This is a genomic window from Actinoplanes derwentensis (assembly GCF_900104725.1).
Lineage (GTDB): Bacteria > Actinomycetota > Actinomycetes > Mycobacteriales > Micromonosporaceae > Actinoplanes > Actinoplanes derwentensis.
This window is the reverse complement of record NZ_LT629758.1, coordinates 1,286,625-1,301,487: the sequence shown is the minus strand read 5'-3', so window position 1 is coordinate 1,301,487 and position 14,863 is coordinate 1,286,625. Positions and strand designations below refer to the sequence as shown.

14 protein-coding genes are annotated in these 14,863 nt (G+C 70.4%); 4 read left to right on the top strand and 10 right to left on the bottom strand.

Features of this window, described 5'->3' with window-relative positions; genetic code table 11:
• Window positions 1–55: 55 nt before the first annotated feature.
• Complete coding sequence (locus BLU81_RS05730) at window positions 56–1,072, top strand: LacI family DNA-binding transcriptional regulator (protein ID WP_092542298.1); 1,017 nt, start codon at window positions 56–58, stop codon at window positions 1,070–1,072.
• Here the strand turns inward: BLU81_RS05730 and BLU81_RS05725 are convergent.
• Both BLU81_RS05725 and BLU81_RS05720 read right to left on the bottom strand, forming a co-directional pair.
• Window positions 1,062–2,357 carry an alkaline phosphatase gene (locus BLU81_RS05725; RefSeq protein ID WP_092542296.1) on the bottom strand — a complete coding sequence of 432 codons (1,296 nt, stop codon included), beginning with the start codon at window positions 2,355–2,357 and terminating at the stop codon, window positions 1,062–1,064. The genes BLU81_RS05730 and BLU81_RS05725 overlap by 11 nt on opposite strands.
• 41 nt (window positions 2,358–2,398) lie before the next feature.
• Window positions 2,399–3,541, bottom strand: a complete 1,143-nt coding sequence (locus tag BLU81_RS05720) for a hypothetical protein (protein ID WP_092542294.1) — start codon at window positions 3,539–3,541, stop codon at window positions 2,399–2,401.
• 159 nt (window positions 3,542–3,700) lie between these two features.
• Between BLU81_RS05720 and BLU81_RS05715 the strand changes: the two genes are divergently transcribed.
• Window positions 3,701–4,291 (top strand): DUF6585 family protein, encoded by a 591-nt coding sequence (locus BLU81_RS05715; protein ID WP_092542292.1) that lies wholly within the window; start codon window positions 3,701–3,703, stop codon window positions 4,289–4,291.
• 128 nt (window positions 4,292–4,419) lie between these two features.
• Here the strand turns inward: BLU81_RS05715 and BLU81_RS05710 are convergent, their stop codons facing one another.
• Window positions 4,420–5,217: an IclR family transcriptional regulator gene (locus BLU81_RS05710; RefSeq protein ID WP_231954203.1), complete on the bottom strand. Its 798-nt coding sequence runs from the start codon at window positions 5,215–5,217 to the stop codon at window positions 4,420–4,422.
• A gap of 96 nt (window positions 5,218–5,313) precedes the next feature.
• Here BLU81_RS05710 and BLU81_RS05705 point away from each other — a divergent pair, with 96 nt between their 5' ends.
• Both BLU81_RS05705 and BLU81_RS05700 read left to right on the top strand, forming a co-directional pair.
• Complete coding sequence (locus BLU81_RS05705; RefSeq protein ID WP_092556630.1) at window positions 5,314–6,585, top strand: glucarate dehydratase family protein; 1,272 nt, start codon at window positions 5,314–5,316, stop codon at window positions 6,583–6,585.
• Complete coding sequence (locus BLU81_RS05700; protein ID WP_092542288.1) at window positions 6,579–7,556, top strand: 2-hydroxyacid dehydrogenase; 978 nt, start codon at window positions 6,579–6,581, stop codon at window positions 7,554–7,556. The genes BLU81_RS05705 and BLU81_RS05700 overlap by 7 nt, the downstream gene beginning before the upstream one ends.
• A gap of 40 nt (window positions 7,557–7,596) precedes the next feature.
• Here BLU81_RS05700 and BLU81_RS05695 read toward each other — a convergent pair whose 3' ends face one another.
• The 7 genes from BLU81_RS05695 to BLU81_RS05665 all read right to left on the bottom strand — a co-directional run bounded on the left by BLU81_RS05695 (window position 7,597) and on the right by BLU81_RS05665 (window position 14,785).
• Window positions 7,597–8,313 carry a sulfite exporter TauE/SafE family protein gene (locus tag BLU81_RS05695; protein WP_092542286.1) on the bottom strand — a complete coding sequence of 239 codons (717 nt, stop codon included), beginning with the start codon at window positions 8,311–8,313 and terminating at the stop codon, window positions 7,597–7,599.
• Window positions 8,313–9,317, bottom strand: coding sequence for an ABC transporter ATP-binding protein (locus tag BLU81_RS05690; RefSeq protein ID WP_092542284.1), 1,005 nt, complete (start codon window positions 9,315–9,317; stop codon window positions 8,313–8,315). The genes BLU81_RS05695 and BLU81_RS05690 overlap by 1 nt, the downstream gene beginning before the upstream one ends.
• Entirely contained in the window at window positions 9,307–10,323 is a 1,017-nt protein-coding gene (locus BLU81_RS05685) for an ABC transporter ATP-binding protein (RefSeq protein WP_092542282.1), read from the bottom strand. Before BLU81_RS05685 ends, BLU81_RS05690 begins: the two co-directional genes overlap by 11 nt.
• Window positions 10,320–11,267 (bottom strand): ABC transporter permease, encoded by a 948-nt coding sequence (locus BLU81_RS05680; protein ID WP_092542280.1) that lies wholly within the window; start codon window positions 11,265–11,267, stop codon window positions 10,320–10,322. The genes BLU81_RS05685 and BLU81_RS05680 overlap by 4 nt, the downstream gene beginning before the upstream one ends.
• Window positions 11,264–12,199 carry an ABC transporter permease gene (locus tag BLU81_RS05675; RefSeq protein WP_092542278.1) on the bottom strand — a complete coding sequence of 312 codons (936 nt, stop codon included), beginning with the start codon at window positions 12,197–12,199 and terminating at the stop codon, window positions 11,264–11,266. Before BLU81_RS05675 ends, BLU81_RS05680 begins: the two co-directional genes overlap by 4 nt.
• Before the next feature lie 5 nt (window positions 12,200–12,204).
• Complete coding sequence (locus BLU81_RS05670) at window positions 12,205–13,758, bottom strand: ABC transporter substrate-binding protein (protein WP_092542276.1); 1,554 nt, start codon at window positions 13,756–13,758, stop codon at window positions 12,205–12,207.
• Between the two features lie 109 nt (window positions 13,759–13,867).
• On the bottom strand, window positions 13,868–14,785 hold the full coding sequence (locus BLU81_RS05665; protein ID WP_092542274.1) for a LysR family transcriptional regulator: 918 nt from the start codon (window positions 14,783–14,785) through the stop codon (window positions 13,868–13,870).
• Window positions 14,786–14,863: the final 78 nt, after the last annotated feature.

Genomic DNA, 14,863 nt, shown 5'->3' with positions numbered 1-14,863 from the left:
CAAGGAGTGCCAACCCGCTGCTCACGGCGGTGGAGAACGGTCTACAGTGAGGATCATGTCGATCACTAAGGGCCGCGCCGTCACGATCAGTGACGTAGCGCAGACGGCGGGCGTGTCGCGGGCCGCGGTGTCGAAGGTGATCCGCAACGCCTACGGGGTCAGCCCCGGCATGCGCGAGCGGGTCGAGGCCGCCATCGGGGAACTCGGTTACCGGCCCAGCGTCGCCGCGCGCGCCATGCGCGGCGCCAGCTACCGGCTCGGCCTGGAGATCCCGTACCTCAGCGCGTTCATGAACCAGATCGTCGAGGGCGCGAAACTCGCCGTCGCCGGCACCCCTTACCAGCTGATGCTCACCCCGGCCGAGGGCATCGAGTACAGCGCCATCGAATCCCTCGCCGACGGCATCGTCGACGGCATCATCGCGGTCTCCCCACTGGTCGACCCGGCCTGGCTGGAAGACCTGGCCAGCCGGGTCCCGGTGGTGATGCTGGGCCGGCACGACGACCCGGCCGGGTACGACACGGTGGTCGGCGACGACCACGCGGGTACCCGCGCCGTGATGGACCATCTGTTCACGCTCGGTCACCGCCGGATCGCGCACCTGACCGAGACCGAGTCGGTGACCCGGCACAGCTCCGGCACCCCCCACGCGATCCGCCTCGAGGTCTATCGGACGTGCATGACCGAAGCCGGGCTGGAGAGCCTGATCGAGGTGGCCCGCCGCCCGCAGACCAGCCGGGCCGAGACCCGGGCCGCCACCGACCGGCTGCTCGCCCTGCCCGACCCGCCGACCGCGATCTTCGCCGGTCACGACGACATCGCCGTCGAGGTGCTGGCCCGCGTCACCGAGACCGGGCACCGCGACCGGGTGTCGGTGGCCGGTTACGACGACACCGACCTGGCCGCGCACCCGCTGATCGACCTGACCTCGATCGACCAGCAGGGTGTGGAGATGGGCCGGCAGGCCGCGTCGATGCTCCTGGAACGACTCGCCGGGCGAGCCGATCCCCGGCACCACATCGCCGCGACCACGCTGCGGGCCCGCGGTTCCACCCGTCCGGTCAGTTCGTGAGCAGCGGCTGCAACACCTCGTGCACGTACGTGTTGGGGTGCTGCCCGTTGAACTTCTCCGCGAGCGGCCCGTAAGCGGTGATCGGCACGCTCTGCCCGGTGTGGGCCTTGGTGGTCCAGTCGATCCAGAACTGGAGCTCGGTGCCCTTCACCGGGAACGGGCCGTCGCCGTCGCCCGCGTGATCCTCGATGGCCAGGCCGCCGGTCTCGTGGTCGCCGGTGACGATGACCAGGGTGTCCGGGTGGTTGGCGGCGAACGCCTTGGCGACCGCGACCGCCTTCTCCAGCTCCCCCATCGCCTGCAGGACACGCTTACCGTTGTCGTCGTGTGCGAACTCGTCGACCGCCTCCTCCTCGACCAACAGGAAGAAGCCGTCCGGGTCGGCGGACAGACCGGTCAGGGCGGTCCGGGTCATGTCGGCGAGGCTGACCACCGGCTGGTAGACGTCACCCTGACCCTCCGGGTTCTGCTGGAACATCTCCTGATTGGCGAAGAGGCCGAGCAGCTTGCCGGGCTTGACAGCGTTGAGTTGAGCCCGTGTTGATACGTATTGATAGCCGTTCTGCTGCGCCTTGGCGAGCAGATCACCCTTCGTACCGCGGCTGCCCTCCGCCGGGTCCTCGGCCGGTTTGTCGCGGTGCGCGCCCGCTTTACCGGCCGGCAGCCACCAGTCCTCGCCGCCGCCCAGGATCACGTCCGGTTTCGACTTCTCCAGGTACTGCCGGGCGATGTCGTCCTGAGCCGCCCGGTCCTTGGCGTTGGCGAAGAACGCGGCCGGGGTGGCGTCGGTGACCTGGGCGGTGGTGACCAGCCCGGTCGCCCGTCCGGCCTTCTTGGCCTGCGCACCGAGCGCGGGCAGAGCGTTGCCGTCCGGGTCGACACTGATCGCCCCGTTGTAGGTGGCCACCCCGGTCGCCCAGGCGCTGGCCCCGGCCGCCGAGTCGGTGACGATCTTGGCCGGGTCGTCCGGGCTGGTGGTGAGCCGCCCGGAAACCGGGAAACCGTCCATCGTCAGAGTGCCGCGCGGACCCGCGTAGAACAGGCGGGCGGCCTCCCGGTGGGCGGCTCCCATACCGTCGCCGTTGATGAAGATGACATTGCGGACGGTACGTGGGAGCACGCTCGCGCTTCCGGCGGCCCCCGGCCCGGCTCCCGATTCGGCCCCCGGCCCGGCTCCCGGTTCGGCTCCCGCGTCGGTGAGCGGGTTGAACAGGATCAGGCCGGCGGCGGCGAGCAGTCCCGCCACCGCCGGCGCGGCCAGCCACCGCAGGGTCTTCGTCGACATGAGGACAATGTAGGCGGGCAGACCCTCTCAAACCCGCAGGATCAACACCAGATCAGCGACGAGTTCGTACGAGTGACATTGCTGATCGTGTTGTTCGTGCCGGTGCACGGGCTCCACCGGATATCAGTACCGGACACCGTCAGGTTCTGGAAACGGATCCCGGACGACGGGGCGAACTCGGTGCGCGCCGCGATCCGCACCTCACCACCGCCGCTGACCGTGCCGGACACCCCGGCGATCGTGACGTTGTAGCAGTTCTCCACCAGGATCGAATTGTTGCCCGTGTTCGCGATGTCGACCCGGTCGATGGTGGCGCCACCGCTCTCCGACACGCAGAACACCCCACGGCCGCCACCACGCGCCTTGACCGTCCCGACCTTGATGTTCTGCGGGTACGCGTCACCGACCCGGCCGTTACGGTTGGCCATCCGGAACGCGGCGTATCCGGTGCCGGTGCCCGCGTTCTCGGCGTCGACCGTACCGACGGTGGCGTTGATCGTCTGGTTGAGGAGCAGCCCGGACTCGCCCACGCTGCGAGCGGTGACCGTGCCGATGGTGATGCCGTCCACGCCGTAGGTCTCCATCGCGTGCGAACTCGCGCCGGAGACGTAGACGGTGTCGACCCGCACGTTGCGGGTCCACTGGCTGGTGTCGCCCCGGTTGTCGATGCGCACGCCGAGCCCGCTGCTCAGACGCATGTCGATGGCGCCCAGCCAGACGTTCGTGACGTTGCGCAGGAAAATGCCGTAGATCGGCGCGCCGGTGACGTTCAGGTACGGCACCTCGATGTTGCTGACCCCGCGGGCGTAGACCGGGGCGTAGTCGCCGCTGCCCGTACCGGTCACGTTGATCGTGCCGCACACCGACAGTGACGTGTAACTGGCCAGCGAGATCCGGCTGCCGGCGGTCATGGTGCCGTTGCCGCGGACCACCACCCGCTGGATCGAGGTGCGCCCGGCGGTCAGGCTGCCGATGCCGGCCTGCACGGCCGCTCGGAAGTCGGTGCCGGTGTAGACCGCGCTGCCCGCGGCGTTGCGAGCGGTCCAGATGCTGCCGCTGACGGTGACCTGGGACTGGAAGGTGCCGTCACCACAGGCCGCGGCGTGCGCCGGCTGCTGGACGCCGACCGCGAGACCGGCAACGGCCAGCGCGGTGATGATCAACCCGGTTCGGGTTCTTCTCATGGGGATTCCTCTCCTGGGTTCGGGGTTCGCTCAGATTGGGGATGTGAGCGCTCACAGGAAACCCAAAGGATACGCCTCCATCGATGGATGGGCCTCCTTCTCGATCAACTGCGGTTACTATCGGCGCCGTCGATTCCCGATATCCGCAGAGGTGACTGAATGACGCAACCGCCGAACACCCCCCAACCCGGACCGAGCGCGCCGCCGCCCGAGGTGATACAGGCCGCCGCCAGCCGTCAGCTCGGCGCACTGGTCGCCGCGCAGCGTGGCAGCAACCCGATCGGCAACCTGGCCTTCGGTGTCGGCGGTGGCATCGCGCTCATCCTCGGCGGTTTCCTGGTCGGCTGGATCAGCTCGCTGATCGACTTCCGGCCCCTGGCGTTCCTGGCCTGCCCGATGATCGTGATCGGCATCATCGTGCTGATCTACGCGGTGATGGCGCTGTTCGCCGGCTTCACCGCGACCTACCTGTTCGAGAACGGCCTGGTCCACACCAAGAACAAGAAGATCGACGCGGTGGCGTGGAGCGAGGTGGACCAGCTCTGGCTGTGGAAGGCCGGCGGCGACAACGTGCTCACCGGCCACCTGCTCACCTACTACGTGGTGACCTTCGACGGCCGCAAGGTGCCGGTCGAGGCAGCCGTGGGCAAGGGCCAGGAGCCGCTCGGCCCGCGCCTGGAGCAGATCGTCGCGCAACTCGGCCGCCCGGTCGTGGACAGCGGCCCCCTCGTCGGCAAGATGCGCCCGTAGCCGGCATCTCACCACGGCGTCCGGCGATTCAGCGCCCACGAAACCGTCGAACCGGGTCGCCGGGTCGTCCCTCAGTCCCGCATGGCGGTCCGTTGCGCAGCGCGGGCCGCGGTGCGGGCATTCCGGCCTCAGTAGCCGCCGAGGCCGAGTGGGTTGACGACGCGGGCGATCCGGTCGCGCATCTTGCGTATCAGGTCGACGACCTCCAGCTCGCGCTGAGTGGTGAGCCGGGCCAGCGGGATGGAGACGCTGATCGCGTCGACCGGCGGGTCCTGGTACGCCAGCGCCACCGCGTAACAGCGCAGGCCCATGCTGTTCTCCTGCTCGTCGATCGCGTACCCGCGCTTGCGGATTCGCTCCAGCTCGTCGTCGAGCGCGGGCCGGCTGGTGATCGTGTGCGGGGTGAGCGGCTCCATCACGGGCGGCAGGTGGGCGGCGAGCCGGTCCGGGGCGCGCTCGGCGAGCAGCGACTTGCCGAGCGCGGTGCTGTAGGCGGGCAGGCGGCGGCCGATCCGGCTGTAGGGGCGCAGGTACTGGCTGGACTCGCGGGTGGCGAGGTAGACCACGTCCGAGCCGTCCAGGCGCCCGAAGTGGAACGTCTCGTCGACCTTCTCCCGCAGCTCCTCCAGGAACGGCAGGACCAGAGGCAGGAACGGGTCGGTGTCGAGGTAACTGGTGCCGGCGAGCAGCGCGCGGATGCCGATGCCGTAGAGCGAGCCGGACGAGTCGACCCGGACCCACCCGTACCTCACCAGCGTGCGCAGCAGCGCGTGCAGGCTGCTGCGGGGCACACCCAGCGCCTCGGAGAGCTCACGCAGCCGGGCCGGGCGGTTGCGCCGCGCCGCCAGCAGTTCCAGCAGCTCCACCGTGCGGGCCGCGGATTTGACTTCACGCACGCCAGCGGCCTCGTCGAGATCGTCCGTCACGGCGCTGAGCATAGCGGAAGACCATCCGGTCGTCTACATATGAAGACGATATCGGCGTCTTGTTCGAGCATGTAGACGTATGCCACCATGCTGAACATGGCACAGGACCGTGTAACCCGTATCGCGATCACACCGGTGGCCTTCCACGACCTGCCGCTGCTCAACACCGTCGGCGTCCACGAACCGTTCGCTCTGCGCGCGATCGTCGAGGTCGAGACCGCCGACGGCCTGCTCGGGCTCGGTGAGACCTACGGCGACGAGGCCCACCTCGCCCGGCTGCGCGCGGCCGCCGACGCCCTCATCGGCTGCGAGGTGTTCGCCGTCAACGACGCCGCCGAGCGAGTCGCCCGCGCCCTGCGCAAAGACACCACCACCGGCGGTCACGGCATGAGCGGGATGGTGACCGGCTCCAGCACGGCCGACCGGGTGCTGTCCCCGTTCGAGGTCGCGCTGCTGGACATCCAGGGCCGGACCGTCGGCCGGCCGGTCTGCGATCTGCTCGGCGGCCGGCTCCGGGACGAGGTCGCGTACAGCGGGTACCTGTTCTACAAATGGGCCGGTCACCCCGGGCAGCCGGACGACGAGTGGGGCGCCGCGCTCGACCCCGAGGGCATCGTCCGCCAGGCGCACCGACTGATCGACGGGTACGGGTTCACCGCGCTCAAGCTCAAGGGCGGCGTCCTCCCCCCGCAGCAGGAGATCGCCGCGATCCTGGCGCTCCGTGCGGAATTCCCCGGCCTCCCGCTCCGCCTCGACCCGAACGCGGCCTGGACCGTCGACACGTCGGTGATGGTCGGCGAGGCGCTGGCCGGCGTGATCGAGTACCTGGAGGACCCGACGCCCGGCATCACCGGCATGGCCGAGGTCGCGAGACGGGTGCCGATGCCACTGGCGACCAACATGTGCGTGGTCGCGTTCGACGACGTACCCCCGGCCATCCGCGCGGACGCGGTCGGCGTGATCCTCTCCGACCACCACTTCTGGGGCGGCCTGCGCCGGTCCCAGCTGCTCGGCGGGCTGTGCCGTACCTTCGGCCTGGGTCTGTCCATGCACTCGAACTCGCACCTGGGGATCAGCCTGGCCGCGATGACCCACCTGGCCGCCGCCACGCCGAACCTGAACTACGCCTGCGACACGCACTGGCCGTGGAAACGCGCCGACGAGGACGTGATCACGCCGGGAGTGCTGACCTTCTCCAGCGGCTCCGTCCCGGTCCCGGCCGGCCCCGGGCTCGGCGTCGAGCTGGACCGCGAGGCACTCGGCCGCCTGCACGAGCAGTACCTGGCCAGTGGCCTGCGCAGCCGCGACGACACCGGCTACATGCAGTCGTTCGACCCGTCCTACACCGCGGTCTCACCGCGATGGTGACGCCGCTGAACGTCCTCCAGACCGACAAGATCATGGATCGGTACGCGGCCGTGCTCACCGCCTCCGGCACGCACCACTGGACGTTCGCCTCCGGCATGGATCCCTCGCGACTGGCCGAGGCGGCGCGCACCGCGGACGTCATCGTCGCCGCCGCCATGACGCCCGGCCTGGCCCGCGCCGCCACCCGGCTGAGACTGGTCCACGTCACCGGCGCCGGTTACGACCGGATCCCCCTGGCCGACCTGGGCCCCGGCGTGCGCGTGGTCAACACGTTCCACCACGGCCGGTCCATCGCCGAGTACGTCCTCGCCGCCACGATCATGCTGGCCCGCGGCGTCCCGCGCGCCGAGTCGGAGCTCCGGCACGGCGTCTGGCGATCGGTACTGACCGACCCCGGGGTGCGGGTCGGCTCGACCCTGCGCGGCCGCACGGTCGGCCTGATCGGGCTCGGCGAGATCGGTGCCGAGACCGCCCGCCTGATGGGCGCGGTCGGTGCCCGCGTCCGCGCCGTCCGGGCCCGCCCGTCCGCGCCGGTCCCGGACGGCGTCACCCTCGACCGGGTCGGCGGCATCGAGGACCTGGACGAACTGCTGGCCGCGTCCGACGTCGTGGTGGTCACCGTGCCGCTCGGCGACGCCACCCGCGGCCTGATCGGCACCTCCCAGTACGCCACGATGCGCCGCGGCGCGCTCCTGATCAACGTGGCCCGGGGGCCGGTCCTGGACGAGGCCGCCACGTTCGCCGCACTGTCCGAGGGTGTGATCGCGGGCGCCGCCCTGGACGTCTGGTGGGGGCACCCGCGCGAGGGCACGCCGCCCGCCTCCCACGACTTCGCCACGCTGCCGAACGTGCTGCTGACTCCGCACCAGGCCGGCCACACCGACGACACGTTCCGCGGCCGGGCCGCCGACATCGCCGCCACCATCGACGACCTGGCCGCCGGCCGCCCCCTGCGCAACGTCGTTCACTGAGCCCCGTGCCGATCACGGCCGGCGGCCGCCGGCGTCCCGCTCAGACGAGCTGGTTGACGATCAGCGCTGATACGCCGGCCAGGGACGCGACGATCGCTGTCGCGCGGAGGCGTTCGCGGCTCATGAACCGATTGACGTACCGGGACAGGAGATATCCCACGGCCGTCGCCGGCAGAAACCAGAGCGTGACCCGGAGCGTGTCCGTGTGCACCTGGCCGGCGATGACCAGACCGGCGATCGACATGGACGAGCCCGCCAGGAAGAACGTGGACATCGTGCCGCGCAGCCGGGCACCGGTGGAACCCTGCCAGATCAGGGCCATCGGCGGGCCGCCGATGGACGTGGCGGTGCCGAGCATGCCGGAGGCCGCGCCGGCGAGCACGGTGGCCCGCCGGGTGGGCTCCGGCGACCAGCCGCCGATCGCGGAGACGACGCCGAAGAGCACGACGCCGCCGAGCAGCAGGGCCAGCCACCGGTGCGGCAGCAGCGCGACCAGCAGCACGCCGGCGATCGTGCCGGGCACCCGGCCGGCGAGTGCCCAGCCGGCACCGCTGAGGTTGATCGAGGCCCGTTCGCGGATGGTGACGATCAGCGTCAGCACCCCGGCAAGCATGATCAGCATGCCGGGGAGCAGGTCCGGGTCGACGATCGCGACGACCGGGGCGGCCACCATGCCCATGCCGAAGCCGATCGAGCCCTGCAGGCAGCCGGCCAGCACGACGGCCGCGGAGACCAGGGCGTACGCCCCAGGGCTCATCACCGGGCCGCGGTGACGCGGCCGTCCAGCGGGAAGTGGCATTCCGCGGTGTGGCCGAGGCCGTGCGGGTCGGCAGAGGCCGGTGGCGGGGTGGCGCACAGGTCGGTCGCCTGCCAGCAGCGGGTGCGGAACCGGCAGCCGGTGGGCGGGTCGAGCGGCGACGGTAGTTCGCCCTTGAGCAGGATCTTCTCCGTCTTGTCCCGGTCGGCGCGGCGCAGCGTGGGCGCGGCCGACAGCAGCGCCTTCGTGTAGGGGTGCCGGGGGTGGCCGAAGACCTCCTCGGTGGTGCCGGTCTCGACGATCCGGCCGAGGTACATCACGGCGACCCGGTCGGCGACGTGCCGGACCACGGACAGGTCGTGCGAGATGAACAGATAGGACACGCCGAGCTGCCGCTGCAGGTCGTTGAGCAGGTTGAGCACCTGCGCCTGCACGGACAGGTCCAGTGCGGAGACCGGCTCGTCGCAGATGACCACGTCCGGGCCGAGCGCGAGCGCGCGGGCGATGCCGATGCGCTGCCGCTGCCCGCCGGAGAACTCCTGTGGGTAACGGTTGGCGTCGCTGGGGCGAAGGCCGACCAGGTGCAGCAGTTCGCGTACCCGCGCCGCTCTGTCTCGTGAGGTGGTGAACAGATCCTTGTGGGTGCGCCAGGGTTCCGCGATGATCTCCGCGGCGGTGAGCCGGGGGTTGAGCGACGCGTAGGGGTCCTGGAACACCATCTGCACCCGCCGGCGGTGGCGTTGCAGGTCGTTCTTACGCAGCGCGAACGGGTCGACGCCGCTGAACCGGACGGTGCCGGTGTCCGGGCGCTCCAGCAGCATCAGCGTGCGGGCGAGCGTGGACTTGCCGCAGCCGGACTCGCCGACCAGGCCGAGCGTCTCGCCCTTGCCGAGCCGCAGGTCGATGCCGTCGAGCGCACGCAACCGGTCGTTGCCGTTCGGCCCTTTCGGCACGTGGAAACTCTTGCTGACATCCTTGACCTCGAGCAGCAGGTCAGTGGTCATCGTGCACCCCCTCGGCGGCGTGACAGGCGACCGCGCGGTCGCCGTGGGTGATCAGGGCCGGGCGATCGGTCCGGCACACGTCCATCACCAACGGGCATCGGGCCTGGTAGGGACAGCCCGGCGGGATCGAGAACAGGTCCGGCGGCGAACCCGGGATCGAGCTGAGGTGCGCGCCGCGATCCGCGTCGACCGGCACCGATTCCAGAAGCCCCCGGGTGTAGGGGTGCAGCGGCTCCTCGAACACCTCGGTCACCGGCCCGGTCTCGACGATCCGGCCGGAGTACATCACCGCGACCGTGTCCGCCTCCTCCGCCACCACGGACAGGTCGTGGGTGATCAGGATGACCGCCATGTCGTGCTCCTTGCGGAGCCGGGCGAGCAGCGCCAGGATCTGCGCCTGGACGGTCACGTCCAGCGCGGTGGTCGGCTCGTCCGCGATCAGCACCTTCGGCGAGAGCGCCACGGCCATCGCGATCAGCAGCCGCTGCCGCATGCCGCCGGAGAACTGATGCGGGTACGAGTCGGCGCGCGACTCCGGCTCCGGGATGCCGACGTGCCGCATGAGTTCGATCGCCTCGGCCCGGGCCGCCTTGGCGGACATCCTCCGGTGGATCCGGTACGGCTCGGCCAGTTGCACGCCGACCTTGACGACCGGGTTCAGGGCGGTCAGCGCGTCCTGGAAGACGATCGACAGGGCCGGCCCAGCGAGCTGGCGGCGGCGCTTGCGGCTGACCTTCAGCAGGTCCTCGCCGTCGATGTCGATCTCGCCGTGGGTGACCTCGGCGATCGGTTCGAGCAGGCCGGCGACGGCCTGGGCGGTCATGCTCTTGCCGCAGCCGGACTCGCCGAGCAGCGCCAGCGTGCGCCCGCGATGGGCGATGAAGCTGACGCCGTCGACGGCGCGGACCGTGCCGCGCGGCGTGTGCAGGTCCACGGTCAGCCCGTCGACCCGCATCCCGATCGTGGTCACGGCCGAGCCACCCGATTCGCTCGTTCGCTCACTCATGCCTTCTCCAGGACGATGGTCGGCCGGGCGGCGCGGCGGCGCCGGGGGGTGGTCAGGCGCCAGCGCTGTCCCGGGTCGGAGGCGATCCGGGCCCAGGAGGCCAGCAGGTTGGCCGAGACGGTGGTGATCACGATGGCCAGGCCCGGAAGGACCGACAACCACCATTGGGTACGGAGCTGGTCGCGGCCCTGGGCGACCATCAGGCCCCAGCTGACGTCCGGCGGCTGGACGCCGATGCCCAGGAAGCTCAGCGACGACTCGGCCAGCATCACGTAGCAGAAGTCGAGTGTCGCGACGGTGAGCAGCGTGGGCAGCACGATCGGGACGATGTGCCGCCGGATGATCGCGCCGCTCGGGGTGCCGAACGTGCGGGCCGCGTCGACGAAGAGCCGCGACTGCAGTTCGGCTGACTCGGCGCGGGCGGTGCGCAGGTAGATCGGGATTCGGGTGACCGCCAGGATCGCGATGATGCTGGCGATGCTCGGCGAGAAGATGTAGAGCACCACGACGGCCATCAGCAGCGACGGGAAGCTGAGCACGACGTCGGCGACGCGCATGGCGACCGTCTCTCGCCAGCCGCGGTGGTAGCCGGCCCACATGCCGACCGACGCGCCGATCACCAGCGAGATGATCACGACGGGGATGGAGACGCTCATCGTGGTCTGGGTGGCGACCATCAGCCGGCCGAGCAGGCTGCGGCCGAGCAGGTCACCACCGAGGAAGTACTGCCAGCCGTGGTCCGTGCTGAACGGCGCCAGCCGGGACAGGGCCAGGTCGCCGTTGGTCGCGGTCTCGCCGGCGATGCTCCGGCCGAACACCGCGACGAACGCGACGATCAGCAGCACGATCGCGGCGATGAACGCGAGCGGGTCGGCCAGCAGCATCCGGAACCAGCTCGGCTTGCTGGCCTCCGGGGCCGGCGGGGTCTCCTGCGCGGTCGTCATGCCGCCGCTCCTGCCTTGTTCCGGACCCGGGCGTCCAGCAGGGCGTACCCGATGTCGATGGCGATGTTGAGCACGAAGATGCTGATCGCGGTGAGCGCGACCGCGGCCTGGAGCACCGCGAAGTCACGCTGCAGGATGGCGTCGATCATCAGCTTGCCGATGCCGGGCCAGCCGAAGATGCTCTCCACCACGACCGCGCCGTTGATCAGGCCGACCGCCAGGTCACCGGCGACGGTGAGGGCCGGCGGCGCCGCGTTCCTCAGTGCGTGCCGGGTGACCACCCGGACCTCGCTGGCGCCCTTGCTGCGGGCCACCTTCACGTAGGGCGAGCCGAGCGCGGAGATCATCGCTCCGCGCACGACCTGGGTGAGCACGCCGGCCGGGCGGATCATCAGCACCGCGATGGGCAGCACCCAGCTCGCGCCGCCGGCGTCCGTGCCGGAGGTGGGCAGCACGCCGAGCATGATGGCGAACACCCAGATGCCGAGGATGGCGAGCCAGAAGTCCGGCACGCTGGCCGCGGTCATGCTCAGCATGCCGGAGACCCGGTCCGCCAGGCCGTTGGGTCGCAGCGCGGCCCAACAGCCCACCACGAGTGCGACCGCGACCGCGAGGATCATGGTGACGACGGCGAGTTGCAGCGTCGCGGGGAACGCCCGCAGCGCCATGGTCGCGGCGTCCTCGCCGGTGCGCAGCGACATTCCGAAGTCCAGTCGCAGCACACCGGCGAAGTAGTCGAGCAACTGCGACCAGATCGGCTTGTCGAATCCGTTGGCCGCACTGAACTGCTCCCGCGCCTCGGCGGTGGCGTTCTCCGGCAGGTACAGCGACGCCGGGTTGCCGGTGAGCCGGGCGAGCACGAACACACCCAGCACCACGGCCAGCAGGGGGAACAGGCTGGTCAGTGCGCGTCGGCGCAGGAAGGTCAGCATAGGTGTCAGGCCTTGGGCTTCATGTCGGTCAGCCGCATCTCGTCACCGGTGGCAGCGTCCGGGGTGTAGTCGACGGTCTTGGCCCGGGCCAGGACCGCCTCCATGTTGGCGAGGAACGCGAAGCCTCGTACCGCGTCGGTCTGGGTCTGGAAGACGTCCGCGTACGCCTGCTGCCGGGCGGCGCCGGTGAGCGGGGCCGCCGCCTTGATCTTCGCGTCCAGGTCGGCGCTGCCGCCGGTGCTCTGCGCGCCGTCGGTGGCGAAGTACTGCCCCACCGTGAACGCGGCGTCACCGGCCTGGTTGCCGTGCATGACGATCAGCGCGATCGGGCCGGCGTCCGGGACGAACGGGCGAAGCTGGTACTTCAGCTGCGCCGCGGTGTCCATCATCTCGATCTTGGCGTTCAGGCCGGCCTGCGCGAACGCGCTCTGCATCAGCTCGATGCTCTCCGCGATCTTCGGGAACTGCGACGTGCGGCCGATGATCCGGAACTGCGTGCCCACCGGTACGCCGGCCGCCTTCGCGGCGTCGACCAGTGCCTTGGCGGCCGCCGGGTCGTACTTCGTGGGGGTCAGCGCCTCGTTGTACCCGATCACGCCGGGGCCGATGAGCTGGCTGGCGGGCTTGCCGAGACCGCCGAAGAGCGACTTGATGATGCCATCCCGGTCGATCAGCATGTCGATCGCCTGGCGGACCCGGATGTCGTTGAGCGGCGCCTGGTCGTTGGTGAAGCGCAACGCGGTGGTCTCGTTGTTCGGGTACTGCACCGCGGTGTCGCCGGCGCCGTCGTCCGCGCCGAGGTTGGTCGCCACGTCGGCCTCGCCGTTGACCACCATCGCGGCCCGGACCGTGCCCTCCTCACGCCACTGGTACTCGGCGGTGGCGTACCCGGGCTTCTCGCCCCAGTAGCCGTCCCAGGTGGCGAGCGTGAGCTTCTGTCCGGCTGCCCAGGTCTGGATCTTGTACGGCCCGGTACCGACCGGTTCGCGCACCTTCGTGGTGGTGCTGATGGCCGACTGGGTCATCTCGATGAACGAGACGCGCAGCGGCAGCAGCGGGTCGGGCGCCTCGGTCGTGACGGTGACCGTGGTCGCGTCCGGGGCGGCGAGCGTGAGCTTGCCGCTGTCGCCGAACACATAACCCTGCACGTTGCAGGCGAGCGTGGTGTTGTTCGCCGAGCGCTCGATCGCGGCGACCGCGTCCTCGCTGGTGAAGTCGCTGCCGTCGGAGAACTTCACCCCGGGGCGCAGCTTGAAGGTCCACAGCGTCGGTGTGCTCTGGGTCCACTCGGTGGCCAGTTTCGGCTCGAGTTCGCCGCTGGTCGGGTTCCGCTCCAGGAGCGGCTCGGTGATGTTGGAGCGCACGACGACGCCGGTCGCGGTGAGCGACGCCTCGCACGGTTCCAGCGTCGGGGGCTCCTGCGGCAGGACTACGCGCAGCGTTCCGCTGGCGGCGCCCGAGCCGTCGGCGCCGGAGTTGGCGACGGAACATCCGGTGGCGGCGAGTGACAGCGCCGCCGAGGCGGCGATCATCGCGGCACTTTTACGGGGAAGACTCATATTCACGATCCGCTGGCCTTTCGCGAGCCGGCCGGAGAGGCAGTTGTCTACGTATGAAGACGCAATCCTCGTTGGTGAACGCCACCGTAAGTTTGCTCACAACGATCCGTCAAGGGCTGAGGAAACGGGTCCGTAACCCTGGCGCCGTGGACCGGACATGCTCCAGCAGCACCGAAAGCGTCGGACTGTCGTTGTCGGCACGCCACGCCGCGTAGACCTCGACGCAGTCGTCCGGCACCGCTTCGACCTGCAGAAACCGCAGATTGCGCAAGGTGATCACGGAGGCCGAAGCCGGCACCAGCGCCACGCCAAGGCCCGCGTCCACGAGCGCGAGAACACTGTTCACCTGGGTCACGTGCTGGCTGTAAGCCGGTTGCACCCCGGCCGTCCGGAACGTGGAGACGACCAGGTCATGGAAGTACCGCGCCTCGATCGGCGAATACGTGACCACGCTCGACTCGGCCACGTCGGCCAGCGACGGCAGCCGGCTCAGCCGGGTCAGCGGGTGCCCGCGCGGCACCGCCAGCAGCAACGACTCCGCGTGCACCAGCAGCTGCTCCAACCCCGCGCCGCGGGGCACGCCGCGCAGCAGCCCGACGTCGATCTCCTCGGCCGACAGCGCCTCGATCTGCCGGTCGGTGATCATCTCGCGCAGCACCCGGTGCACCTCCGGCAGCCGGTCGTCCAGAAACTTCACCCACTCGCCGAGCACGCTCAACGCGGCCGTGGCGGTGAAGCCGACCCGCAGCGTGCCCCGGGAGCCGTGCGCCGCCCGCTGGGCCAGCAGCGGGGCCGCCGCGGCCAGGCTGAGCAGGCGCCGGGCCTCGTCCAGGAACACCCGGCCGGCCGGCGTGAGCTCCACCAGCCGGGATGTGCGGACCAGCAGATCGACGCCGACGGCGCGCTCCAGCTTCTGCACCTGGCGGCTCAGTGGCGGCTGGGTCATCCGCAACCGCTCCGCGGCCCGGCCGAAGTTGGCCTCCTCCGCAACCGCCACGAAACCTCGCAGCTGGTCAAGACTGAACATGCCCGCCTCCTTGGCAATACCTTAGTGGTATCAAACCATGCTCTTTGCGTGTTGGACAGGTATGACTCGGTCTGCCTA

What these genes read in the sequence shown, in the direction of transcription:
- BLU81_RS05730 (WP_092542298.1), top strand. Translation starts at nt 56, where the DNA reads ATGTCGATCACTAAGGGCCGCGCCGTCACGATCAGTGACGTAGCGCAG.
- BLU81_RS05675 (WP_092542278.1), bottom strand. Translation starts at nt 12,199, where the DNA reads ATGCTGACCTTCCTGCGCCGACGCGCACTGACCAGCCTGTTCCCCCTG.
- BLU81_RS05685 (WP_092542282.1), bottom strand. Translation starts at nt 10,323, where the DNA reads ATGAGTGAGCGAACGAGCGAATCGGGTGGCTCGGCCGTGACCACGATC.
- BLU81_RS05665 (WP_092542274.1), bottom strand. Translation starts at nt 14,785, where the DNA reads ATGTTCAGTCTTGACCAGCTGCGAGGTTTCGTGGCGGTTGCGGAGGAG.
- BLU81_RS05715 (WP_092542292.1), top strand. Translation starts at nt 3,701, where the DNA reads ATGACGCAACCGCCGAACACCCCCCAACCCGGACCGAGCGCGCCGCCG.
- BLU81_RS05705 (WP_092556630.1), top strand. Translation starts at nt 5,314, where the DNA reads ATGGCACAGGACCGTGTAACCCGTATCGCGATCACACCGGTGGCCTTC.
- BLU81_RS05725 (WP_092542296.1), bottom strand. Translation starts at nt 2,357, where the DNA reads ATGTCGACGAAGACCCTGCGGTGGCTGGCCGCGCCGGCGGTGGCGGGA.
- BLU81_RS05695 (WP_092542286.1), bottom strand. Translation starts at nt 8,313, where the DNA reads ATGAGCCCTGGGGCGTACGCCCTGGTCTCCGCGGCCGTCGTGCTGGCC.
- BLU81_RS05690 (WP_092542284.1), bottom strand. Translation starts at nt 9,317, where the DNA reads ATGACCACTGACCTGCTGCTCGAGGTCAAGGATGTCAGCAAGAGTTTC.
- BLU81_RS05700 (WP_092542288.1), top strand. Translation starts at nt 6,579, where the DNA reads ATGGTGACGCCGCTGAACGTCCTCCAGACCGACAAGATCATGGATCGG.
- BLU81_RS05670 (WP_092542276.1), bottom strand. Translation starts at nt 13,758, where the DNA reads ATGAGTCTTCCCCGTAAAAGTGCCGCGATGATCGCCGCCTCGGCGGCG.
- BLU81_RS05680 (WP_092542280.1), bottom strand. Translation starts at nt 11,267, where the DNA reads ATGACGACCGCGCAGGAGACCCCGCCGGCCCCGGAGGCCAGCAAGCCG.
- BLU81_RS05720 (WP_092542294.1), bottom strand. Translation starts at nt 3,541, where the DNA reads ATGAGAAGAACCCGAACCGGGTTGATCATCACCGCGCTGGCCGTTGCC.